Source organism: Rhizobium sp. S152 (genome assembly GCF_030380735.1).
Taxonomy (GTDB): Bacteria; Pseudomonadota; Alphaproteobacteria; order Rhizobiales; family Rhizobiaceae; genus Rhizobium.
In genome coordinates this window covers 497,384-522,232 of record NZ_JAUDRZ010000026.1, presented here as the reverse complement: position 1 = coordinate 522,232, position 24,849 = coordinate 497,384, and the positions used below count along the sequence as shown (strand labels likewise).

The window sequence follows — 24,849 nt, the reverse complement described above, 5'->3', positions numbered from 1 at the left end:
ACCGAATGTTGAGACCATTTCCAACATTCGAGCATTTTGTTCATGTTGGTACAATATTGTCCCGCGACGTCAAAGTCGATCTTTCTGCTCGGCGGATCATGGCCTACCGTGCAGCGCGCTGGCTTGGATGAAATCTTGCTATACCGCCGCGCGTTTGCAACCCGCTCCAATACAAAATTTAGTAAAAGCGAAGCCGCGCGACATGAATTGAGGGGTCTATGGGTATATCAGTCTTTTGTGCCGTTTCGGGATGAAATACCTCGGAGACCGCTAAATAATACCTCATTCGGATGATGGTTTTCGTGGTTCAATGCTCATAGTGTTAAACTAAATCACGAACCTGTTACTTTGCTCTTGACTGCAAAATTACTTTAGATTGATAAATGTCACGAAATCGGCTTTAGAGTGTATACAGCGCTTAGTTGAAATCTGCGTGGTTTTGCAGAATTTCGCCGCGCTCAATCCGAATTTGTTCATCGCAATCATCGCCCTTAGGAGGCGACAATGGTTCTAGCTATTGGCCGGTCAACTGACCCGGCTACTGCAAACACGCGCCTAGATGTCACCGGTAGTGATCCGGCATCGTTCCGATATTGTAATCCCGGTGCGCAGTACCCGAGCGCCGCGGCTGCTCGCTTTGGTCAGCTAGGATACGGGAAGATCGGCGGTGGCCACAAAATCTCGCGCTTTCCGTCGCCGGTCAACGGCGCTGCCGCGAACTTTGATCTTCTCTCGCGCAACTACGTCGGGATGAGCATCGGGAGTGCGGGCAAGAAGTGGACGGGTGCCAACGGGTTTGGAGTTCCCGGATACGACCCCGATCGCATTTTGACAGCAGGCGTACTTGAAGACCCAAAACAGGCCATCGATTTCCTCAAGGCGATTGCCGGACGAGAGTCAGGGAAAGGAAACAATCTTACCGAGACGCAGTGGCACCAGTCTCATGACATGTTCCAGGCTGGGAGCGCCGACGCCTACTTGGACGGCCGTAAACCGGACGTGGAAATTCAAGTCGTGGCGGGGTCGAAGACGGGAGCAGGCCTGCTCAAGCGGGCGAGGGAACACATCGGCCAACCCTATCAGAACGTGTTGGTGCCGAAAGATAGAGCCGATTGGAACGGGCCGTGGGACTGCGCGGAGTTCGTTTCCTGGGTGGTCTATCAAGAGGCGCAGCTTCTATATGGCTGCACCGATGACACGAGCGACCCGAGCGTGGCGGAAGCATATACGGGAGCTTGGCGGCACGACGCGCAGACGTTGGGTGTCCGAGTCTCGGTTGAGGAGGCGGCTTCAACGGTGGGTGGCATCGTACTGCGTTATCCGCCAGGACCCGGAAAGATGGGTCACATCGCCATCTGCGACGGCAAAGGCGGGACGGTCGAGGCAAAGGGAAGGCGTTACGGTGTCGTAGCGGACGTTGTAAGCGGTCGGCAATGGGACGTCGGTATCTTGATACCCGGCATCGAATACGAAGAGGCTGGCGACGTCAAAGTGCTGCCGCCTTCGCGCATCTACGCGTTGAATGCCGCAAACATGGATCAAACCGTAGTTTCGGCAATCGAGGCCGCGCTCGTAAAGAACCAGCTGGACCCAGGGCCCATCGACGGACGCTTCACCAAGCAGACCCAGCGAGCCGTTACTGAATTCCAGCAGCTAAATGGTTTGGTCGTTGACGGCGAGGTCGGGCCTGAGACCGCGGCCGCGCTCGATATCTCACTCGTGGCAGGTGCCAACGAGGTTCAACAGCCCAACGATACCAAAGCAGAACGTCAGCCGGAGAACACAGCACTTTCGCTGCTAGTTCGGCTTCTGCAAGGAGGGGAAAAGCCAATGACTGGGATTGCGAATTCTGACATCGATACAAGTGACGTTACGAGGGTCCTGCTCACAGTTCTGCTGCAGGCAGCTTTAAGCAACAGGGGGTCAGATTCAGCTAGCTTGCTGAGAAGCCTGTTGTCAGAAGGGGCGGGAGACGGGAAGCCCAAGTCCGCCGATAAAGAGGCGGAGGAGCCCGATCTTGTGCAGTTGCTTCTCCCGTTGCTCTACAAAAGGGTCGCCGGCACGACGCAGTCGGTCGAAGGAGCTTCTCCAAAGACCGACAGCCCACAAAAGGCTTTGCAGCCCGCTATCTCGCGTCCAAGCGTTCAGCTGAGCGTCGTTGGGATCGCGGTTACCTCAATCTTGCAGGCCATTGGCGTGATTGGCACGCCCTTCGGACTTGGCGCGATCCCCACCGCTGCAGGAACGCTAGCGACATTAATCCCTGCGCTCACGGGGCTCTTTGGCGCGACGAATGGTTTCAGTTCTCTGTTTGGTGGACTGCGAAAAGTGGCAGGTGGACTGGCTCCCGCTACCTAGCGAACGCCAATTGATTGATCGACCGAAGGAGGGTCTTATGCGCATTCTACGAGCTTTAGTAGCCGCCGCAGCGATCAGTTCGATCGGTGCGTCATCGGTGCATGCGGCCTGTGACGATGTTCCTTCCAGCTTGCGGAAGGATGGGGCCTGGCTTTTCTCGGTAGGCAAAGAATGGCGGACCGTCAAAGGCGATCTCCAAGATTACGTTCGCCTCCAGGGTCGTCGCGTCTTCTTCACTTATGTGGTCAGTGACGAGGATGCTAAGACTCCGCGGCGAGGCCTGGTGGTCATCAAGAGTGGTTACGACCTCGCGCTTGTAGATCGGGATGGCGATACCGAAAACACCACTCTCCACCGCAACTCCTCTCCGAACGTCGACAAGTGTGAGACCGAGCTCAGGTATTTCGACAGAAAAGTCTCGTCGTACGTTTATGACCGATATCACGACTATGGCTTCAAGACTCGGAACAAGGATCAAGACTACAAGTCCATCGAGGAGTTCCATATCAAGTATGCTGCGAGGAAGGGCTGCAAATTTTCGAACGACGCTCGTGCCGATATACCTTACGGCGGCCATTGGACTAGCAATCGCTCCCAGTTTTCGTTTGATCCCAAGGTAGTCGAATCCGGCCAGCATAATCAGCTTCTGACGTGGCTCGGGATCAGCCCGGCATATGCCTCTCAACCTATCTCGGATCGTCAGGTTGATGTGAAGAAGTATACAGTTGACGGTGCTGGGCTAGCATGCGTCCGCTTCAATCTGATGGTCTCACCAGGACGCTTTGTCCGCATCAATGACCTCGAGAGGCGCGGCCTCTTCCGGGAAAAAGAGCAGAATTGGGTTTGGTCGAAATGACGGGTCAACCGACAAGCGAAACTGCTCTGTTCCACGATCAATTTGAGATGCTCCGCGAAGAGAGGAAAGCCATCTGGGGTGACAAGGAGGTGCCGGCTGACCTTTCAGGGATTTCGCTTTCAGGCGGCGGAATCAAATCAGGAATCGTAGCGCTGGGTGTGCTGCAGACGCTCGCGGCCGAAGGTCTTCTCAATCGCTTTCATTTTCTTTCAACCGTGTCTGGTGGTGGATACATTGGGACATCGCTAACATGGTTTTGGTCTTCCGTACGGCTCGCCAAGGAGCGGCTAGCTCGTCCGGGGCTAAAAGCCTTTGGCTCCGGTTCGGATGATTTTCCTTTCCAGGAAATAGATTGGAAGGACGAGAGCGCAATAAAAAGCCTCAACAAAGTCGTTCAGCGGAAAAATGCAGAGGAATGGGTAGGGTCGAAAAACTTCTACGAGCATCTGTCAGTCCGTGAAATGGCTGCCAAGAATTTGGAGTTTCTGCGGAATCACGGTTCCTATCTAACATCCGGCGACGGAATAGGGCTCGCTGGTTTGTTCGTGGCCCTCGTCCGGACCATCATGATAAGCCTGCTAGTTTGGATACCGTTACTGATTGCAAGCTTTATGGGTATCGCCACCATAGATAGATGGATCAAGACAAGCTGGGATTGCCCGTTTCTCAATAAGTACGAGCATCCTTTGTTCACCCTATTCCTTTGGTACGCGGGCGTTCTAGGCTCGCTGTTCTTTCTCGGTGTGGTTTTCCTAGCTCTGACGCGTGCGCCAGAGCGTCGGTCCGGTCGAACGGCCCCCTTTAAAATCGTTAGTTCGATATTGTGGATCGGTGCGGGGAGTCTGGCGATAGTTCTAGCGTCTTATCTGTCGGCTCAACTAGCTAACCTGCAAGGCTTGAGTGGCTCCGCGATTTTTGGCCTATACGCTTTTGCCCTTGGCTCCATCGGTGGCGCTTTTATGCCTCTCGCTGGAGCGAATCCGGCATACGTTTTGAGACGACTTTTTGAACGCTTCTCGAGCTTGTTCCTGCCACTTTCATCACTGTCACTTTTAATTGGGTTGGCACCAGAGTTGGTCGAACACCTTCAACGGACTCCACAAGACACCGCCCTAGAGTTCGGTCATTTGATCCTTCCCAACTCGTTGATCGCTCTCATTTCGTTGATGAGTGGGATAGTCGCCGCACTCTACGGTTACTATCTCAAGGCCAAGAGTGTGAACCCAAGTCTTGCAGGCCAGATTTTCGGTATCACAAGTGCGGCTTTGTTTATCGCGACATTGCTCGTGGGTTCGCTAATTGTTGGCCAAGAATTGGTCCGAGCGCCATCGTTAGACACCTATCTCGTGGTTGTTTGTAATTGCTTGTTCTTTCTTGCGCTAGCTTTGGGGCTATTCAGCAGCATAAACTCGATAGGTCTACATCGCTTTTATCGCGATAGGTTGATGGAAACGTTCATGCCAATGGTGTCGAGGATTGAGGCTGGGGTTGCCGGAAAAACCACCATCGCTGACAGTCTCTCAGTCACTGAAATGTGGGATGGACCGAGCGATCTCGGTCGCCGTCCGTATCATATCATCAACACACACGTCATATTGAACAATGACGAAGTCGCGAAGATCAGTGTTCGAGGTGGTGACAATTTTTGCATTTCGGGTGCTTTCGTCGGCTCGCAAGCTACCGGATGGATGAGGACGGAGAGCTACGTCGAAAGACATGGTTCTCTCAGTGTCGCCAGCGCGATGGCGGCCTCTGGTGCTGCTGCCAACGCTCATGCCGGGTATATCGGAACGGGATTGACGCGGACGAGCCTCATATCAGCTGTTATGTCTTTTTTTAACTTACGGCTCGGCCTGTGGGTCGGAAATCCTAACGCTGGTGAAAGTCGGTCATTCTGGAGGCAACGATCAGCCACCTACCTTCGTCCAGGCCTTGCATCGGGTATCTTTGGTAAAGGCTATAATCGCGGCTCTCGGTTCTTAGAGTTGTCAGATGGCGGCCATTTTGAAAACCTTGGGCTTTACGAGCTTGTCCGGCGCAAGGTGTCCCTCGCGATGGTAGTTGATGCTGAGCAAGACGAAACAATTAGCCTCTCATCGCTCGTGTCCGCCGTGAGCAGGGTTAAGGAGGACTTTGGTGTCGTAATTCACTTTGAGGACAGCATCGGCCCGGCTCTCCTTATCGGACAGGAAAGCAGGCAATACCCGGCCGGTGTGAAAATTGCTAAGTCTCCGTTTATTGTCGGCGAAATTCGCTACCCGGACAAAAAAGTCGGCGTCATTGTTTACATCAAAGCTACAATGATGGCCGGATTAGATTTTGCAACAGACGGATATCGCGCTTCCAATCCAGCGTTTCCTCACCAGAGCACCATTGATCAGTTTTTCGAGCCTACACAGTTTGAGGCTTACCGTGACCTCGGCAGAAAGAGCGCAAAAGATGCTATTGATGCACTTAAACTGACGGAAAATTTTGCGCTGCCAGGAAACATCTTTCCAAGATATCAAGAATATTGGAAAGAAAAAGAAGCGGGGCGTGCTGCATCGGCCTGACGGATCGCGAGCGGTAAGATTAGTGAAAATGCTCGGGCCAATCTCTTCCCCGTGAGTGGAAGCTAGCGTGCGGGCTTTCCCAGAATTTGCAACGCCGGCGACGGTGTCGGGGTGTTCTTAGCGTCATACATGGCAGTGAACCGCCGCAGCAGCTTGTCGACCTTCTTGGCATCGCCGAGGTCTTTCGGGTCAATAAACCTCGCGAGTACCTTCACCTGCTTTTCGGGCGGAATTCCCGCCATCTGTGCTGGCAGGTTGAATGCTGTCGCAACCACTTGGAAGAGGGCCTTGTCACCGAGGATCGAATAAAGCGACGTGATCTGGGGAGCCTTCCGCGCAAAATACAGCGCCAACCGCGTCCCGTCGTTCGTCTCACCCTGTTGCGTCTCCATTTTCTGCTGCACGTACGCCCGTTGCGTACGATCAAGGGCACCTTGGTCCTGGATGGCACCCAGCTTGGCTCGAGTTAGCTTTCCCTTCGTGTCGAAGTTGAAGTCCGCAACGATTTCCTTGAACTTCCCGTCCGCCTTCGTGTTCAGAAAGCTTTTCGGATTGCTCGGGTCAGAAGTGAATATCTTCTTGAGCGTATCCTTCGAATAATCCTTGGGCTCTAGCCCCACGGATTTGAGGATGAAACCGGTGAGCTTGGCATTGGCCAACAGGTCATCAAGCGACGTGACCTTGTCCATCCCCTTCGCAAACTCTTCTGCACTCTTCACCGCATCCTTCGATGCCTTGTCTCTCGTCGGCCCCTCGGTCATGAACAACGTAGCCTGGGTTTTGAAGCTCGAGGCGTATTTTGTCACCGATGCTGCTGAAAGGGCGGTGAGCCGCTGGCCGACGCTGCCGTCTTTGTTGAAATTGAAGGCACGCGCGAAATTGGTAATACGCTGGTCTTTGAACGACGCCACGTAGCCCTTGGCAGCATACGCATCGCTTTCCAGCAGTTTGCGAACCACCGATTTGGGGACCTCTGCTTCCGTCAGCCCGAAAGCCTGCAAGGCAACGTGGTAGACGTCGGGAAGGTCATCGTTTTTCTTGTCGATATCCGCCGCCCGGTTGGTTTTCAACAGATCGCCGATATCTTGGATTTTCGAGGCGTCAGCGACGACCCGCTTTTTGTAGTTAGTAGTGATGTCCTTGATGAAGCTTTTGGCTTCGTCTTGGTATCGGGCCATGTATCGAACAGATGTTTCCTCGAGTTGAGTATCGCTTTGCGCCCCCGCGGCCGACGAGACTGACCCATCCGCATTGAAGTTAAAAGCGTCGTGAAGATCGGACACGCCGAGTTGGGCGGCAAGTTTGGGATTCACTAGGACCTGCCTGACTGTGTAACCGCTCATACCGTCGGCGATGCCTGCGCCGTACCCGTGTTTTCCGAGGCTGAAGGCTGCTTTGATATACGACACCATGCGGTCGTCACTCATCAGCTGGTCAATGTTGCTGATCGATTTTATCGTCTGCTCGAAATGAGCCTTATTGTAATTGGCGGCGGTCGAAGTGACGTAATAGACGTCGGAAGGCTCTCCTGGCGCGTCATCGTAGTCTACGACCTTATGCAGCGAGCCAAGGGTGTAGTTTTCGACTATCCCGTTTTTTTGCTCCAACGTCTGTGCCGTGCCGACCAAGGAACCATCCTTGTTGAAGTTGAAACTTGATGGCGCGGACGGCGCGCCAATCGAAGCCGCGTAGTCGGGATCGGTGAGCATCTTCGAGAAATCTTCTGTTTTCATGGTGCGAGGCACCGCGAATGCCAGTTTGATATACGTGGCGAGAGCCGAGTCGGTGGAGAGGTCGTCTACGCCAGTTATCGTCTCCATACGTCGTGAAAAGTAAGCTGTAGCTTTGTCGAACCGCGCGGACGTGTCCGCCGACTGGGTGCTCGTCTGGGCGCTACCGTTAACGGTGCCGTCCGGTTTGAAGCTGAAAGACACGTTCAGAGGCTTGAAGCCCTTTTCAGCGGCGACCTTTGGGTCTGTGAGGTAAGCCTTGAGATCGCTGTCGGAAACAGTTGTCGCTACACCGTACGTCGCGCGAACGAAGTCGTTCATCTTACGGTCCGACAGCAGCTCGTCGACGTTTCCGATCGTCTGGATTTTTGCAAGGAAGTACGATTTGCCATTCACCGTGGCTTTGCTGACTAGATCGGCTCGCTGTGTGGCAGTCTGAGCCGGGAGCGGTGTACCGGATGTGTCGCCATCTGGGCCGAAACTGAAGAATGACGCCATCTCCTTATATTTCGCGTTCGATTGTGTGTTCACGAAGCTGTTGGGATCGTTGACGTCGCTGGTGAGAACGCTTTTCAAGAACGCGCGCGAGGCATGACTGCCGTCTATACCGAACGTGTCCATCACAAAGTCCTTCAGGCGTGGCTTGTTGAGCAGATCGTTGACGTTGTGAACGTAGCGCATCGCCGACTTGAAGTACGCAGCCTCTGCGTTGGCCGATTTGCCGCTGTCTTGGAACGACTGGTTGTAGAGCCCGATCAGTTGGTCTTCCTGGGCGGCGGTCTGCGCTTGGGCGGCCGGCGAATGGAAGTTGAAAGCCGCCGCGAAGGTTTTGTACCGGGAATCGGACAGCTTGTTGGCGAAACTATTGGGATCGGTGAGGTCGCTTTCGAGGACCTTCTTCATGAAGGCTTTCGCGTATGTCATGTCACTCAGGCCGTAAGCGTCCATCGCGTAGCTGTAGAGTTTCTGATCGGCTAGCAGTCCGTCGACGTCTTTGATTTCGTTGATGTGCCCCTTGTAGTACTCGGCGTCCCGCTTCACGGACTGCTCCGACGCAACACGCTCCAGTGCGGCCTGCATGCTTTTTGCGATCAGCGCGTAGCCTATGGACGACGAGATCATTGCATGCTCCTACAGGCTGGATTTCGAGTTCGGCGAAGGTCATGGCGACTCGATAATTCGCGCGCCAAACCCACATAATTTGTTCCTCTTGGTACAATATCGTGCCTGAGTCGTCAAAATATTGTCCTGAGGGGAACAGAATCCAGTTTTTGTCAAATCTGAAATGACAGTCAAACGTTGGGCGAGTTTGGAGGAAGATGGCGTACCCTGGCAGATCACACCCTGCTGGCGCATGAACTCACGCGCGGGGCCAACTGGCCAATAACTGATCTACAGCGGCATGAAGACCTTCTCGGCTTGCCCCTGACGACGCCTGTATGCTCATGCCATGTGAGAAGATCATCACCATGCTGGCCAATGCCGACGGGTCGGCGTCCGCGGGGAGGTCTCCCTCTGCCTTGGCTCGTTCAAGGCGTTGAGTAAGTTTCGCTTCGAGATGAACGCGGCCACGAATGAGGTCGAGCCTCACCGGCTCGGCTTCCTCCGATCCAACGATCGCCGCGTTGGTCACGAGGCAGCCAGTTGGAGTTCCCGGTTTCGTGTTGACGTCGGCAAAGCCGTGGAGGAGGGTCGACACGACCTCGAGAGACGTCGCGCTCTCCAAGGCGGGGTCAATGAAGGAAAGCAACGTGTTGCGGTAGCGATCAAACGCCTTGCCGAAGAGCGCATCCTTCTTCCCAAACGCATGATACAGGCTGGTCTTGGTGATTTTCAGCGCATCGGTGAGGTCGTTGAGCGACGTCGCTTCGTAGCCACGCTGCCAGAAGATTCGCATCACCACTTCGAGGGCTTCTTCAGGATCGAACTCGCGTGGTCGCCCCAAGGACACCTCCATTTATTCATTGGACTGATATAATCCCGGGATTACAGTCACGCAAGAATAGGTGCGGCGGCTCCACTGTTATTCGGCCGGCGCATGGGATGGTCGAAACATCCAAGAAACCACACGTCGATCGGACCTATAGTCCGTGGAAATGATATCGATCTGGAGGTCGTGAGATGAAGTCTTTTGTAGCCATAGCGATGTTTGCAGCATCGGTTGCTTTGGTCGGGCCCGCTCTGGCGGCAGACAAGCCAACCGTCATTCTCGTGCACGGCGCATTTGCCGACTCCACCAGTTGGGACGGCGTGGCCAAGACACTGACTGGAGACGGATATACCGTTATCTCGGCCGCAAACCCGCTTCGAAGCCTTTCTGGTGACGCCGCCTTCGTCTCCGACATTGTGAAGTCGGTGAAAGGACCTGTGGTGCTTGTGGGGCATTCCTATGGAGGTGAAGTCATTACGAACGCTGCAAATGGGGCCACGAACGTAAAAGCGCTCGTCTTCGTTGCAGCTTTCGCGCCGGATGCCGGAGAGAGTGGCATTTCGCTGTCCGGAAAATTCCCCGGCGGTACGCTTGGAACTGCGCTGTCCCCGCCCGTGAAGTTGGCTTCTGGTGGGCAGGACCTCTATATCGACCAGAGCAAGTTTCACGATCAGTTCGCCGCGGATGTGCCGGCAGCCAAGGCCAAGCTCATGGCGATCGCTCAGCGCCCCGTGACGCAGGGCGCTCTGGAAGAGAAGTCCGGCGATCCGGCGTGGAAAGGCATCCCGTCATGGTTCGTATATGGCGATGCAGATAAGAACATCCCGCCCAAGGCTTTGGCATGGATGGCCGAGCGGGCTAAGTCAAAGCAGACCGTCGTCGTTAAGGGTGGGTCCCATGTGGTAATGGTCTCGCATCCCGAAACGGTCACCAAGCTGATCGAGAAGGCCTCGACAGCAGCCGCAGGCCAGTGATCGGCCGTCAAGCCCTAGCAGACGGAAACGATTTCATAGCTACGCCAGCGATTTTCAAGAGGTGATCGCGGTCGGCACCATCGCGAGCCTTGACCGCCATGCCTCTAGCTAAAGCGTTGAAGAAAGCCGCAAGGGATTCGATGTCCGTGCCGGGTGCAATCTGGCCGTCCGCAACACCTCGCTTGAGACGTTCGAGCATAGCGCTTTCCGAAACCGCCCGATGCTGGGCCATCATGTCCCGCACTGGTGACAGGCTCGGGGGAAGGTGAGTTCCCGCGAGGGAAATCATGCAGCCTGCGGGGAGGTCGGCCCTGGTGAACTCGACGGCAGTGGTTTCGAAGAGCTTTTTGAATGCGGTCGCCACCTCCGGCTCACCAGTGAGGATACCGAGAAACCACTCGCCCGAGGCTGCCAGATACGCGTCCGTGGCTTCCCGATAAAGGGCCTCTTTGTTCTTGAACGAGTTCGAGAAGCTCGAAGCGCTAATGTTCATCGCTGTAATGAGGTCGTCGAAAGAGGTCCCCTCATAGCCGCGATCCCAGAAAAGTTTCATTGCAGCTTTTAGCGCCTCATCCCTTTGAAATGACTTGGGTCGCCCCTTGCCGCGCTTCGGCTGGCTTTCCAATTCTGGTGTCATCGCTCCAAAAATCCTTGACGAGTGTGGGTAGTGGAGTATGAATAGCATATTGGAGTGATTGCTCCAAATATAATTCGGGTCATCGGAGATTGGCATGCGGAAGATAATTCACGAAGCACACGGCGATGCGGTTACCGTCCTGACTGTGGTGCAAGGCGACGACGCACCGACCTCCGTTGGTGCGGGCGAGGCTCTCGTCAGGGTGAAGTTTGCTCCGATCCATCAAGGAGACCTTTTGGGCATAGCCGGATCGACGGCGTTCGGCACAAATCCTCCCAATATTCCGCAAGGTGGCCGGATACCTGGCTTCGAAGGGGTCGGATGGATTGAGAAGCTGGGGGCTGACACCGACGGCTTCGAGGTCGGAGATCGGGTCGCGTTCTTTCCTGCAAATGGCACATGGCGGGATTCCCTCGTGGTTCCCGCTTCTTCGTTGGTCCGAGTTCCGCCTGAGATCGAAGACGAAGTTGCCGCTCAAATGCTGATCAATACGGCAACCGCGATGATTATCTTGCGAACAGGCCACAACGCTGTGCCTTCAGACAAGCTCGAGGACGTGACGGTGGTCCAGACCGGGGCTGCATCGGCTGTTGGCCGCCTGGTGACGCGCCTGCTTCTCTTGGGCGGTGTTCGCCCCATAAGGATTGTCCGCAGCGTGTCGAGCGCTGAGAAGCTGAAGGCCGAACTGCCCGACGTCGCAGTCGTTGCAACGCAAGCTCCCGATTTTCGCGAAGACCTTGAGACCGCGATCGGCGGTCGCGACGTATTTGTCGGCGTCGACGGCGTTGGAGGCCCGGCTTTCGAGGAGCTTTCACGTGTTGTCGCGGAGGGCGGCACGATCGTCAATTATGGCTCTCTGGGCGGCGAAGGCACGGACATCCGTTTGATCGTACCTCGCTCGCAAAAGATCGTGGGCATAACCGTCGGGACATGGGGCGCTCTCGATGAGGAGACGAGACGCTCCGACATTCAAACGGCGCTCAAACTCGCTGCAGACTTTCCGCAGGATTTCCCAGTGGGTGGCATCTACACGCCCGACAGGATCGAAGAGGCGATGGCCGCATCGACGTCGGCGACCAGGACAGGGACTGTCCTGTTGGACTTCCGTTCAAACTAACTAGGACTGAGACAATGAAAATTGGAATGATTGGCGCTGGTGCCGTGGCACTGGCGATCGCTAAGCAATGCCTGGCAAACGGACACGAAGTGGTCCTGAGTAATCGAAGCGGTCGCACCAAGGCGATCGACGACATTTCCGGACCGGGGAGCGGATTGACCCTCGGCTCAATCCAAGAAGCCGCCCGCCAGGAGATTGTTTTCCTCTCGGTGCCGTGGCTTCAGGTCGGTGCCGCACTGTCCCAGATCGATGACTGGGAAGGCCGCACGCTGGTCGATACGACGAACCCGTTTACCCAGATCGAGCCCACTCTGGTCTTGGCCGACCTCGGCGAGGAAAGCGCGAGCGAGATCGTCGCGCAGCTAGCTCCCAGCGCCAAAGTCGTAAAGGCGTTCAACTCGATCTACATCAGCCGCTTCGAGGAAGGTGCCAAGAGGCCCGGCGGAACTCGCGTGCTGTTTGTTTCAGGCGACCATGCCGAGCCAAAGGACACAATCGCCAAGCTGATCGAAACCTTCGGGTTCGTCGCGGTCGACCTGGGCGGCCTGAAGGTCGGCGGACGTCTACAGCAGCCTGGCGGCCCATTGGCCGGGCGTGATTTCCTCGTCGCCTAGCCATCAGAAACGCTCGATAGGCGTCGAAGCGCTGGTCGGTTTCGAAGCCGGGCGCTTTGCAAACGGAAAGGCCTTTTCATGGCGATCATCCTGAGAGGTGATGTGCAGGGAAGCGTTCTCTGGGACACATACTGGACCTTCTGGGGCCCGAACGTGCATCGGCTCCGCGGCGTCGAGATCATTTCGAAGTCTGGCGGACGGTACTTCGAGGCCTCCGAGCTCGCGGCGGCCTGTGAGTGGAGCCCTGCCGACGTTAATGCCTATCTAGTCGGCCACAGCATTCAGGTAGTCCCCGTAGCGGCAGGACCTGCGGGCACAATCGTCGAACCCTCCAGCCTCCCTCCGGCTGTTTTTGAAATCGACTTTGCGGATGGGACTTCGATCGTCGTTCTCGAGGAATTTCCCGAGATGAACCGACCTTTCCATATCTTCAGAAAGCACGTCGAAGAGCATCAGCTCCAGCGTCAGCCAAGCGCTGCGGAACCCTCGATTATTCCATCTCGCGAATAATTCTTATGCGGCGTCGGCCACTTCCGACCACGCTGCGCCATCGTCATCTATCAATCGTAACAACCACCGCCGAGCGCGGAAATGAAGGGAAAGTTCGATGACTAAGCTGAATGGAAAGATCGCTCTGGTTACCGGCGGTAGCACGGGCATGGGCCTCGCGACGGCACAGCTTTATGCCAAGGAAGGCGCTAAGGTTATCATCACCGGGCGCGGCGAAAAGGACCTTGCCGAGGCCAAGAAGTTGATCGGCGAGAACGCCGACGCGGTTCAGGGCGACATCTCGAAGCTCGCTGACCTCGATCGTCTCCGCGACCATATCGAAGCCAAGTACGGCCGCGTCGATATCGTTTTCGCGAATGCCGGCGGTGGCGTGCTGGTTCCGATCGACCATGTAACCGAGGAAGCGTTCGACAAGACCGTCGACACTAACTTCAAGGGCACCTATTTCACGATCCAGAAGCTTCTGCCCCTGATCTCCAAGGGCGGCTCGATCATCATCAACACGTCGATCGCTGGCTCCAAGGGCCTCCCGGCGTTCAGCGTCTATTCTGCGACGAAGGCTGCCCTACGTTCGCTCGCCCGGACGCTGACGACCGACCTCAAGGACCGCGGTATCCGCGTCAACGCTCTCGCGCCGGGCCATATCGCCACCGATATCATGGTGAAGTCCGGTCTTAGCCAGGAAACGGTTGACGGCATCAATGCACACGTCGTCACGCAGGTCCCGCTCGGCCGCGTCGGTCAGAGCGAAGAAATCGCTACCGCGGCGCTGTTCCTGGCATCGGACGACAGCAGCTACGTCAGCGGTATCGAATTGACCGTCGACGGCGGTTGGGCACAGGTCTAAGCGGCTTCGCTCACCACCAAGAAACTGGATGCCGGCGGAAACGTCGGCATCTTCATTTGTGCTTGCAGTGTCGGGCAATCTGCTTCGGGGAGCTAGTTATACATGGTGGAAATGAATGATCAGCTTCACGCTCTTCGCTTGTTCGTCCGTGTGGCCCGGGCCGGGAGCTTTTCACGCGCGGCTAAAGAGCTCAACCTCTCGCAGCCGACGGCTTCGAGAATTATCGCTAACCTAGAACATGAGCTCGGTACCACACTGCTCACTCGAACGACCCGAGCGGTGACACTTACGGAGGTTGGTCGCGAGTATCTCGATAGGGTGCTGCCAATCCTCGACGCGCTGGAGGAGGCCGACAACTCGGTTCGAAGCGGCGGCGGAATCCGAGGGTCTGTACGGGTCGGCTCTTCTTCAAGCCTTGCATCACGGGTCCTTGTCCCGTTGTTGAGCAAGTTCACGCAGGAATTTTCAGCCATCTCGGTCGACCTCGTCATCGATGATAAACGCCAAGACCTGATCGGAGAGGGGGTCGATGTTGCGCTTCGCTCGGGGAGGCTGACGGATTCGAGTGCGGTCGCCCGCAGGCTAGGCCGATGGCCGCTTCTGCTGGTGGCGTCACCGGACTACATCATGCTCCATGGCGATCCGGCTACGCCATCCGAATTGGTCGAGCATAACGCCATCGTCGCAGGACCGCTCGGCGCTACCTGGACTTTCACCAGGGATGGCGAAGAAATCCCGGTCAAGCTCCGCGGTCGGCTTGCCATAAGCTCCAGCGAAGTGGCGGTGAATGCCGCGCTTGCGGGGGTAGGGATGGCGGTCGGTAGCCTGATCTCGTTCCAACCGTTTCTTTCAGAAGGTAGATTGGTCCGCCTATTGCCCGACTGGAGCTTGGGCGAAATCGACATCCACGCGCTCTATCCTAGCAGCCAGTCAGCGAAACCCGCGGCGAAGGCGTTCACCGAGTTTCTCGTCAAGGAAATGCGGTCGCTCCGCGAGCTTTAAACGATCAAGCAACGACGGGATTTCGCGGGGTTGACGGGTTCGCCCGACCAATGTCACGAAGGACGCGATCCGCAATGGCAAGGTCTCTCGTCGAGAAGCCCTCGTCGAAATTGTCGTATATCGCGGCCAATCGGCTAAGCCCTTCCGCTTCGCGCGCCGAGCCCAAGAGCAGCTTTGCAAGGCTGGTTTCCGCTCTCAGTTTGAAAGACCGGGCACCCATGCCTGTGGCCATATCGATCGCTTGTTTGAAGAGCGCCTCGGCCGCAGTCTTGTCCTCTACCTTTCGGCGTTCGCCCCTCATTCTAATAATTTCGGGTCGGCACCATTCAGCGCTACCGCTTTCCGCTCTGCTCAGCATTGATTGCGTGGTGAGATCGTCGCCGGCCATCGCGGCGACTTCCAGTAGCGGCCCGCCGAGGTGTGCGGTTACCCGATCGGCGTCGTTGTGGTAGTCGTTTGACCTTGACCCATTCCTGGCATCGATGGCCAGCTGGTAAAACTGAGCCGCGGCTCGCCAGAAGGGTAGGGACTGACGCGTCACACTGTCCAGCAATATCGAGTTGGCATAGGCAGCGAGCTCCAAGTCACCCATTATAAGGGACAGCGGAACATAAGACGTTGAAAAAGCCATCCCGATCGACGTTGAATGGTCGATGGTGACCGCGTGATCGATGCATTCACGAACGATGGTGAGACTTTGATCGGGATACCCCTGTATCCAGAGGTTTCTCGACAGGATTGTGCCAAGCACCAACCGCTCGTCGTACTGGACGCCACTGTTTTGAATTGCGACCACGTTGGGTGTGCTTTTTCGATAGGCCTGTTGGACTTGGAGTTTTGACTCCTCGAACAGCCCATTATGATGAAGGGAGTGTCCCAAAACCCTGCCGCATAGGCCCGGATTGTTCACGGAAAATCTGCGCTCGAACTCCCGCGCCCACTCCAAGCCCTGCTTGTAAAAGCCGCCCGTCAGCCGCTCTGATGCTATCCCCGTGATCGCTCGTTGCTGATACGGAAGGTTATCAAGCTCATCAGCGAGATCAAGGGCTCGCCTCATGGCAGCGCGGGTCCGGTCGGTCGCACCCTCGGTGTGGTGGGATACCATGCCGTACGTTGCCATGATCTTCATCTCTACATCGGCGTCCACTGCCGCCGTCTCAATCAACCTGACTGCCGAATCCAGATACTTCCGGTATTCTGCCAACACCCCTAGCTCCATCCAAAGCGCGCTGGATTCTGCCGTCAAACGTATAGCGTGGGCCGACATCTCCCGCGCGGAAAAAGCCCAATCAAGCGCAGCACGGACGTCATTGATGAAATGGGAGTATTTCTCACGCCATGCGTTCGGACGAAGTGCACCCAGATCGGCCTCGGCGGTCCCTGCGATCTCCCGCGCGTAAGAGTAATGTCTCCTACGCAGTTCTTGCCGCTCGGCCTCGGGCAGCTTGTCTTGTCCATACTCGCGGGTGATCTGCTGCAACCGATAAAGTTCGGGCTCACATGTCACATCCACGGACACCAACGATTTGTAAATCAGATCGGAGAGACTGGTGCAGAAGACCGGGCCCTCGTAATCGCCTCCGGCGACCGCAAAAGCGGCGTCTCGTGTAAAGCCACCGCTGAAGACTGACATCCTGCGTAGTGCGTCGGCCTCGCGCGTGGACAGGGTTTCGTAACTCCAATCCAACGCCTGTCGCATGGTTTGATGTCGGTCTGGCGCGGTCTTTGTGTTTTTCGTGAGAATGGACAGCGAATGCCCGAGGAGCCGGGCGACGGTAGGAAGACCTAGATCGGAAACGCGCGTTGCCGCTAATTCGATTGCCAGTGGAATGCCTTCCAGTGACCTGCAGATTTCCAGCGCCGAGCCTCTATTGTGCACGTCGTTCCAATCGATGTTGTCACGTTTCGTCCGGGCGACGAAGAGACTGACGGCATCGTACTCGAGAAACGCGCCACTTGGGTCCGGGCGAGATGGATAAGATAATGGGGCGAGGCGGTAGACGTGCTCTCCGTCCACCCTCATTGGCTCGCGACTTGTGGCTAGGATCGTGACATTCGGTACATCGCCAAGTAGGCGCTCGGCTAGTTCGGCCACGTTGTCAATGACATGTTCGCAGTTGTCCCAGACCAACAGCCGCGGCTTTCCACACAGATGCGCGACGATACCGGGGATGGGGTTGCCGCTGAAGACGGCCAAACCGAGTGCGGACGCGAGTGCAGTTGCTACAAGAGTGCCATCTGCGACGGCGGAGAAGTCCACGAAATCTGCCGCGCCACGCTGTGCCGCCGACATCCGAGAGATGGTCGATACCGCTATCGACGTCTTACCAATTCCACCAGGGCCGACGATTGTCACCAGACGGCTCTCTTCTATACTCGCGGCGATCCGTCGATGGTCGTCCTCACGTCCGACCATTTGGATTTGCTTGAGTATCACAGTCGGGGTGTGCCGGACGGGAGCGCTCTCTTCCGCCGTCACCGAATTGACCTCGGCCGTGAAGCAGTAGCCGCGACCGGCCACGCTTGAAATATAGTCGCGGCCGTAACCCTGGCTGAGAATCGTCCGAACGGAGTTGATTTGAAACCGCAAGGCACTGTCGACCACGTGGGTGTTGGGCCAAACTGCCTTTCCAAGCTCCTCGCGCGAGACGATCTGACCATGGCGCTCAACAAGAGCCAAGAGAACGTCGTAAGTCCGTCCACCTATTCGCACGTCCTGACCATGTAGCGTCAGCCGTCGCTGATCTATGAAAATCCGGAACGCTCCGAACTCATGATATCCCAAGGCCATGCTCCGATGGATGCGTAGTTTTGGTTCAGTCGGAACAATATAGACGATTAAAGTCTAAATCGCCAACCGACTCTACTCTCACCACTGACGCTGCATTGTTGATTTCACTCGTGATTGAACGTTCCGACCATAATCGTCACCAAGTCAGTAGACACCTCTCGCCGCCGTGAACGCGAGGTGATACCGCTAGGGTTGTCCTTAACGAAAAGCGCGATCCAACTGCGATGGGAAATGTGTCGGGACTGCATCATGTGACATGTGTGGTGGGCGATCTCGATCGGTCTCGGCGGTTCTACGTCGAAATCCTGGGTATGACCGCTTTACGACGTACCGTAAATCCTGACGAGAAAACGGTGGTCCAGCTGTATTGTGGTGACGACCTTGGCAAGCCGGGGACGGTGATTTCTCTTTTGGATCATCGGGGTGCGCCTTCGGCGATCCATGGCACCGGGCAGGTAAACAACATCGTCTTTTCGATCGCTCACGGTTCGGAAGCACAGTGGGAGCAAAAGCTCGCCGACCATAACTGGAGCCTGGATGGCTACGGCTGGAGTTTCGGCGAAAAGATACTCTGCCTGACCGATCCCGATGGTCTGACGCTCGGTTTGGTCGCCTCCCGCGGCGATGCGCCGCCGCATCGTTCGTCCGTAGCTTCGCTATCTCCGGTAGTGGGGAGAATTCGATCGGTGGAACTTCGGACAAGGTATTTCGAGCACATTGCTGGCATGTTGACATCCGTTTTCGGATTCCACATCGCCGAAAACGAGGGGCCGGTCACTCGTTTCGTGCATCCCGCCTTCAGGGATAGGTTCGCGCTAGACATCCTTTGCGCGCCCACGCATCGATTAGGACGGGATGGGCTGGGGCTTGCTCACCATCTCGCGTGGGCAGTCGAAGACTTAGAGGAACTCGAAGCCATCCGTCTCGCCGTTGCCGCTGCGGGATTTGACATCAGTCCCGTCCTGAACCGCCATTTTTTCCTAGCCGTGTACTTCAATGGCCCGGAGAATCTGCCCTTCGCGGTCGCCACCGAGAAACCTGGATTTTCACCCCAAGGTGAACCCTTCGACGTCAATCGGCTTAGTCTGCCTCCTTGGCTTGAGGCAAAGCGAGCTCGTATCGAGCAGCGGATCGAAAACCTTCGGCCACCTCAAAACATCTAACAACTCATAACTTGGCTAACGAGCGGGTGGATCGCATGCTTTCCTCGAAGTAAGCGGGAGCATCGAGATGCAGTCCTTCGCCGTTCGTTCAGAGGAATTCACGCATGCGCGGTATCCTGCGCTGCAGGCAATGCTTGGAGCGCAGACCGGAGCGAGGCATACTCAGACGCTGGCTCCGCTTGAGGTCTCAATCAAGTCCGGCTCGCTGGTTCGGCGGCACCAAGGCGTTTGGGCCAATGCTACCGCTATGGTGGTTGACGTGTTCTGCGAGGATGGTCTCGATCTGGAACTTCGCTTCGACAAGACCTCATTGGTAATGCCGCTCGAAGAAGTAGGCGGCCGTGCAGAGATCAAGCTTGCAACAGACGATACCGAGGCTGGATACCAAACTGTGGGCTCCCCGCTTTCTATTTTCGCGCCAGGCTGTGCTGTATCCGTCGCGTCGCCTACGATTAAGTTTTTGCGGCTGTTCACTCTGAAGCTTGAACCCGTCCCTGCGAAAACGGGGGCCGGCGACCATGTTGAGATGGCCGACCCCATGCTTCGAGTGAATGAGCCAAGGCTATCCAAGATTTGCAGATTGCTAGCTCAAGAGTGCCGAGGTCCGGATTTCAATGGACCTGCATATGCCGACAATTTGGTGTTGGCTCTGACTATCGCCCTCTCTCGGCTTGACGACACCGACTACACTACAGGCTTCAAGGGCGGTCTCGCGCCCTGGCAGCTCAGGCGGGTCCAGGAGTTCATGGTCGAAAACATCGCTGAAACGATTTCCGTGAAAGTCCTCGCAGAACTCACGCAGATTTCGATGACCCATTTCAGCCGTGCCTTCAAGGCTTCGGTGGGCTGTGCCCCGCATCAATGGATGACGCAGAGCCGTATCGAGCGGGCGAAACGCTATCTGATCGCGGGTGATGTCCCGATCGTCGAGATTTCCCTGTCGCTCGGGTTCTGCGATCAGGCACATTTTACCAGGGTATTCAAAAAGGCGGTCGGAGACACCCCGCTCACCTGGCAAAAAACACGCCGCCGATAAATGCGCCACACGTGCACGTGACCTTGACTTCCAAGGGCTTGGCTTGGATTGTTCGCGCACACTTGGGCAATATGCATGGATGACATCAGCTTCGAATTTGCCGGGTTTACGCTCACGCCCCAAAGGCGATCCTTGGAATTCAACGGCGACCACATCAAGCTTGGCAGCCGCGAATTCGATATTCTGCTAGCGCTCGTGGAGCGCGAGGGCGAGGTTCTCACCAACGCCGATATTTTGCGGATCGTCTGGCCGAACGAGAGAGTGGGCGAGGCTATCGTCAGAGTGCGTGTGGCGCTTCTCCGCAAAGCGCTGGGCGAGCCCGGTCTCGCAAAACGCCTTATCGCAACCGTTGTAGGGGGCGGGTACACGTTCCTCGGTGGCGCTATCCGAAGATCGAATCCGACAGTTGGTAGGCTTGCGAGCAAAGCGCGGATACCCGCGGCTGTCTCGAAGATATTCGGTCGTGATCTCACCGTCAGCCAAATTGAAAAGGCGGTCCGCCGACAGCGGCTCATCACGGTGGTCGGACCGGGTGGTGTAGGAAAGACAACCGTGGCCCTTGAGGTCTGCCGCCGTGTCTCGGCCGAATTCGAGGGCATTTTCATCGTTGACCTTGCCACCGTCCGCGACGGCTCGAGCGTGTCTACGGAAGTCGCCCTTGCTCTAGGGATCGGACTTCATCCAATTGATCCAATTTTTGGTATCATTGCCTTCCTGCGGGATCGCAAGGTGATGATCGTGTTCGACACCTGTGAGCACGTACTGCCTGCGGTTGCGATCCTGTGCTCGCGCCTTCTTGAAAGCCTTCGGCATGTTACCACGATGTGCACCAGCCGTGAGCCTCTCGACGTGCGTGGCGAGACGATGTTTCGGCTCGATCCGCTCGATAATCCGGCGGAGACAGCAACGATTGCGACTGAGGAGATCGAGCGCTATCCGGCAATCCAACTCTTCGTCGACAGGGCGGAAGCGAACTCGAACGCTTTCGAACTCACCGAGGACAACATCCGGGATGTCGCGACACTCTGTCGATGGCTCGAGGGTATTCCGCTGGCAATTGAGTTTGCGGCCGCGCGTATTCACGAGTTTGGGCTAGCCGGGGTTCTCTCTCGTCTCGAGTACCGCTTTGTCTTGCTAAACAAAGGAAGGCGCACAGCGTCGTCCAGACATCGAAGCCTCAGAGAGACCTTGCAATGGAGCTATCTGCTGCTCGCCGGCGAGGAAGCCAAGGTTTTCCGTGCACTGTCCTGTTTTGCTGGCAATTTTTCCTTCTCCTCTGCGATGGCGGTAACCACCGGTGATGCAGCCGACGTGCAAGAGGCTCTAGACGGTCTCGTCTCGAAGTCGCTTGTCATCAAAACTGTTTCAGTGACGGACTCGCACTTTCGAATGCTAGACATGACACGGGACTTCGCCCGAGACGCACTCGCGGAGCAGGGCGAAGCTGCTGCTCTGTCCGAACTTCACGCCTTAGATACTTTAAGGGTAGTCCGTGAAGCCGAGACCGCTTGGGCTAGAGGGGTCAGCGAGGAAGAAGCTTCCACATTCGCGCAACGGCTTGGAGATGTTCGTACCGCGCTTGAGTGGTGCTTCTCGGATGTAGGCGATCCCACTCTGGCTATCAAGTTGGCGGCGGACGCGTCGATTGCATTCACTCCACGTGGCTTGATGACCGAGTACCGTCGGTGGCTCGACTTGGCGATTGAACACAACGCGAGGGCCACGCAACCCGATAGGTCTTTGGACGCCAAGCTATTCGCCTCGCTGGGCACAGCACTTCACCATGCGGGCGGGCCCGAATTGAAAGATCAGGCAGAGAAGGCTTTTGTTGAATCAGCCATGGCCTCACGTGAGGTTGGTGACAACGCTGGGGAGATGCGGGCCTGGTCTGCGGTTTCGGCCGTTCTTGTCGTGTCGGGTGACTATCGTGCAGCAGTCGACTTGGATGAAAGGTTCCGGCAGATTCCCGGCGGTGAGGGGAGTTTCGTCGAACACCGGACGATGGCACACAGCAGACTCTACAACGGCGACCTCCAAGCCGCCGGGGTTCATATGGACGCTGTATTTGGAAGCGAAAGCCATGGCGGCTCTCGCAGGACCCAAGGCTCCGTTTTCGATCAGCGCCACGTCATTCTACGCTCGTCTCAGGCACTGCGACTGTACCTGATTGGGAAGCCCGATCAGGCCCTTGATGTCGTCGCTTCATGCATTGAAGATGCAAACAGCGCCGGACACGCAGTAGCCTTGACGCACACGCTGGCAACGACAGGCGTGCCGCTCTCCGTGTTTGTCGGAGATCGCGAGCAAGCAAGTAGTCACCTGTCCGCTCTCGTCGATGTGACGACGACCCAATCGATCTTGCAATGGAAAGGTTGGGCTAATGCCTACGAGGTCGCCTTGGCTTCCCAAGATTCCAACGGAAACAACTTCCCTGCACAACGTGCCGACAAGTTGGCGTCGATGACGATGGGCGGCATGTTGGCGGAATACATCACTCTCGTTGGCAACGACGCGATTGATCATCGTCTGCTCGATAGAGCCTTGGCGAGTTCACCAGGGTGGTGTCTGGCAGAGTTATATCGCTTGAGGGGAATTCAGAAGCTCGCTCGAGGATTGCGTAACGAAGCTGAAGCCGAATTTGAGCTGGCGCTGGATACAGCGAAACGGCTTGGGACAATGCCATGGGCTCTCAGGGCCGCTATCAGCCTAGCGGAAATTCGGATGATCGATAACGACAGATCGGGGGCGAAGGCTGTCCTCGAGCCGATGGTAGCGGATACGACCGAAGGCTTTAAGACAGCCGATTTCCGACGTGCATCGACGCTGCTGGAAGAAATCGATTGAACGGCTAGCGCTACGGCTACAGGTTACTCGAGCTCTCCTTTAAATCTTCACCAGACGATCTACCTCCGAGGCTATCTCGACGAACTGCCTAGCAAGGTCCTGAATCACCGGGTGATCCTTGATTGCTCCGGTTGGTGAATCCAATATGAGACGCGCGCAGAATTCCTGCCCCCAATACTTCTCGTCCAGATACTTATGCCATGGCCAGTAGGTTGATTTTCTACCGCCAGGAATGGCAGCTGTCATTGCATCTAACTTTTGGCGACCTGGCGACGCGAGATATCGATGGTTCTCCGGAAGCTTGTCACCATCAGGACACCGAACCCCGAACAGGATATCAGCAAGCCAATCCGTACTGGTCGCTTCGATCGCCACGTGACAGTTCGCTGGCCACGTTGGTCTACGGATACCGTAAGGAACATGCCGGACCCAAAGGCACTCTGAAATCTTCGGTTCGAAGCCCTCGATTGGACAAGACGGTTCAAAGTCAGCCCCAACCTTGTCGCGGACCTCCTCGAGCAAATAATCACCTATTTCGTCCAGTATTCTTACGTGCAACGTTTCTTGCGATAAGAGCACCGCAGCGATAGCCTTTCGCCGGTTCAGATCGTCGAACTCCGCACCTACGGCTTCGATAAATGGCTTATCCGCAGGCGTATCCACGTATTTTCCTCCAAAATTAATCTCGATGTAACGCAGGAAGTCCTCGACAAAGATTTTTGGCGCATTCGCGCGAATTTTGTCGGTCAAAGCAGAGAGGATGCTAAAAAGTGTTGCGCCGCCATCCTCTGAATGGAAGTAGGGGACGCGGATCGTTTCGTCGCTGGCAGTCTCGGCTTGCTGATCGGACAAGAAGATCAGGACTGGCTTACGTCCGCGCAGATCGGCCTTCAGTTCAATCAGATAGTCGCTAAGCTGCCGCTTCTGCTGGGCTGCCCAAGGCTTGTTTTCTATTCCGATCACATACCGCGAAGTTTCAATGACGACATCGATACGGCGTTTAGCGCGCGTCAGTACTTCGCGTTTGACCTTGACGGTGTCCAGCCGGTTTAGGCGAGGCACACCGATGGCGGAGAGCAGTTCGTTCAAAAACAACAAACCCTGCCCGTGGGACCCTTGCGGATCGAAAAGCTCCGCGATTACGCGGCTCAGCGTGTTTTCGTCAGGACTGAAAATCGCAAATGGAGAAAATGTTGTCGCGCCATATAGGTCGATACCCTCTCGCATAGCGGAGAGACCGGGGAGCATTTTGGTGAAATCTTCAACGAAGTCTTGGATTTTCTGGAAGGAGGGAATTTCCGTGTCCGACAACGCTACCTGCAGGTCGACTAACGCAAAACCGATGTGAAACGAACGCGTCTCCGGCTGACCCTAGTGGTTAGCAGTCAATGTCGATTCTACCAATAGAACCTGTGTGGTTCACAAGTTTCAGGCACTGTGGTTGTTAATGCGCAAGCATTGCATCGCTCAACATTGCGATCCAAGAGCCCATTTGGGCCGGCATCTACAAAAATTGAAGGAAACATCCAAGAATGCCGGGGCGTCGCACTGTAGATTAACCTCAAGGTCAGATCGAAACGCCAACCGGTTAACCCGCCGCGTTCCCCTCATAACCGGAGCGGAGGTCTGGCTGACTTGATTGTTCCCCTCTCATACCTTGTCGTGGCCCCCGTGAGCCTCCCAAGGACCACGACAGCGACCTCTGCCTCACTTCTATCTCCCCCTCGCGGAGGCAGAGGTCGCTCTTTTCCCCTCGATCTTCGGAGCCTCAGTCAGTTGGTGGCTAGGACGCTACCGTCTTTGTTGGCAGGAACGAACACACGTGTTGCCACGTGCTGAGGTTCGACGCTTGCGCGGTACACAAGACAGATCACGATGGCTGCCATCG

General features: G+C 56.2%; 17 protein-coding genes. 11 read left to right on the top strand and 6 right to left on the bottom strand.

All coding sequences use genetic code 11. From position 1 onward, the window contains the following. Positions 1-504: 504 nt before the first annotated feature. Entirely contained in the window at positions 505-2,358 is a 1,854-nt protein-coding gene (locus QTL95_RS21685) for a peptidoglycan-binding domain-containing protein (RefSeq protein WP_289721977.1), read from the top strand. Positions 2,359-2,449: 91 nt separating this feature from the next. Here the strand turns inward: QTL95_RS21685 and QTL95_RS21680 are convergent, their stop codons facing one another. Next, positions 2,450-2,995 (bottom strand): hypothetical protein, encoded by a 546-nt coding sequence (locus tag QTL95_RS21680; RefSeq protein ID WP_289721976.1) that lies wholly within the window; start codon positions 2,993-2,995, stop codon positions 2,450-2,452. Between the two features lie 200 nt (positions 2,996-3,195). Between QTL95_RS21680 and QTL95_RS21675 the strand changes: the two genes are divergently transcribed. After that, a complete protein-coding gene (locus tag QTL95_RS21675; RefSeq protein ID WP_289721975.1) occupies positions 3,196-5,766 on the top strand; it encodes a patatin-like phospholipase family protein in 2,571 nt (856 codons plus the stop codon). Positions 5,767-5,828: 62 nt separating this feature from the next. Here QTL95_RS21675 and QTL95_RS21670 read toward each other — a convergent pair whose 3' ends face one another. Together QTL95_RS21670 and QTL95_RS21665 are read right to left on the bottom strand one after the other, a co-directional pair. Beyond that, positions 5,829-8,618, bottom strand: a complete 2,790-nt coding sequence (locus QTL95_RS21670; RefSeq protein ID WP_289721974.1) for a DUF1217 domain-containing protein — start codon at positions 8,616-8,618, stop codon at positions 5,829-5,831. Positions 8,619-8,856: 238 nt separating this feature from the next. Then, on the bottom strand, positions 8,857-9,441 hold the full coding sequence (locus QTL95_RS21665) for a TetR/AcrR family transcriptional regulator (protein WP_289721973.1): 585 nt from the start codon (positions 9,439-9,441) through the stop codon (positions 8,857-8,859). Positions 9,442-9,635: 194 nt separating this feature from the next. Between QTL95_RS21665 and QTL95_RS21660 the strand changes: the two genes are divergently transcribed. Then, entirely contained in the window at positions 9,636-10,400 is a 765-nt protein-coding gene (locus QTL95_RS21660; protein ID WP_442981341.1) for an alpha/beta fold hydrolase, read from the top strand. 7 nt (positions 10,401-10,407) lie between these two features. On the opposite strand, the gene QTL95_RS21655 is transcribed toward QTL95_RS21660, so the two are convergent. Further along, complete coding sequence (locus QTL95_RS21655; protein ID WP_289721972.1) at positions 10,408-11,037, bottom strand: TetR/AcrR family transcriptional regulator; 630 nt, start codon at positions 11,035-11,037, stop codon at positions 10,408-10,410. A 94-nt stretch (positions 11,038-11,131) separates the two neighbouring features. Between QTL95_RS21655 and QTL95_RS21650 the strand changes: the two genes are divergently transcribed. The 5 genes from QTL95_RS21650 to QTL95_RS21630 all read left to right on the top strand — a co-directional run bounded on the left by QTL95_RS21650 (position 11,132) and on the right by QTL95_RS21630 (position 15,127). Continuing rightward, a complete protein-coding gene (locus QTL95_RS21650; protein ID WP_289721971.1) occupies positions 11,132-12,154 on the top strand; it encodes an alcohol dehydrogenase catalytic domain-containing protein in 1,023 nt (340 codons plus the stop codon). A gap of 14 nt (positions 12,155-12,168) precedes the next feature. After that, the gene (locus QTL95_RS21645; RefSeq protein WP_289721970.1) at positions 12,169-12,768 is read left to right on the top strand and encodes an NADPH-dependent F420 reductase; all 600 of its coding nucleotides are present in this window, start codon (positions 12,169-12,171) and stop codon (positions 12,766-12,768) included. Positions 12,769-12,846: 78 nt separating this feature from the next. Next, the gene (locus QTL95_RS21640; protein WP_289721969.1) at positions 12,847-13,278 is read left to right on the top strand and encodes a hypothetical protein; all 432 of its coding nucleotides are present in this window, start codon (positions 12,847-12,849) and stop codon (positions 13,276-13,278) included. Between the two features lie 97 nt (positions 13,279-13,375). Continuing rightward, on the top strand, positions 13,376-14,125 hold the full coding sequence (locus QTL95_RS21635; protein ID WP_289721968.1) for an SDR family oxidoreductase: 750 nt from the start codon (positions 13,376-13,378) through the stop codon (positions 14,123-14,125). A gap of 102 nt (positions 14,126-14,227) precedes the next feature. Then, positions 14,228-15,127, top strand: a complete 900-nt coding sequence (locus QTL95_RS21630) for a LysR family transcriptional regulator (protein ID WP_289721967.1) — start codon at positions 14,228-14,230, stop codon at positions 15,125-15,127. A 4-nt stretch (positions 15,128-15,131) separates the two neighbouring features. On the opposite strand, the gene QTL95_RS21625 is transcribed toward QTL95_RS21630, so the two are convergent. Beyond that, complete coding sequence (locus QTL95_RS21625; RefSeq protein ID WP_289721966.1) at positions 15,132-17,918, bottom strand: ATP-binding protein; 2,787 nt, start codon at positions 17,916-17,918, stop codon at positions 15,132-15,134. Between the two features lie 224 nt (positions 17,919-18,142). Between QTL95_RS21625 and QTL95_RS21620 the strand changes: the two genes are divergently transcribed. From QTL95_RS21620 to QTL95_RS21610, 3 genes are all read left to right on the top strand, one after another. Next, positions 18,143-19,081, top strand: a complete 939-nt coding sequence (locus QTL95_RS21620) for a VOC family protein (protein WP_289721965.1) — start codon at positions 18,143-18,145, stop codon at positions 19,079-19,081. A 67-nt stretch (positions 19,082-19,148) separates the two neighbouring features. Next, positions 19,149-20,117 carry a helix-turn-helix domain-containing protein gene (locus QTL95_RS21615; protein WP_289721964.1) on the top strand — a complete coding sequence of 323 codons (969 nt, stop codon included), beginning with the start codon at positions 19,149-19,151 and terminating at the stop codon, positions 20,115-20,117. 75 nt (positions 20,118-20,192) lie between these two features. Beyond that, the gene (locus tag QTL95_RS21610) at positions 20,193-22,961 is read left to right on the top strand and encodes an ATP-binding protein (protein WP_289721963.1); all 2,769 of its coding nucleotides are present in this window, start codon (positions 20,193-20,195) and stop codon (positions 22,959-22,961) included. Between the two features lie 39 nt (positions 22,962-23,000). Here QTL95_RS21610 and QTL95_RS21605 read toward each other — a convergent pair whose 3' ends face one another. Continuing rightward, positions 23,001-24,272, bottom strand: a complete 1,272-nt coding sequence (locus QTL95_RS21605) for a PDDEXK-like family protein (protein WP_289721962.1) — start codon at positions 24,270-24,272, stop codon at positions 23,001-23,003. Positions 24,273-24,849: the final 577 nt, after the last annotated feature.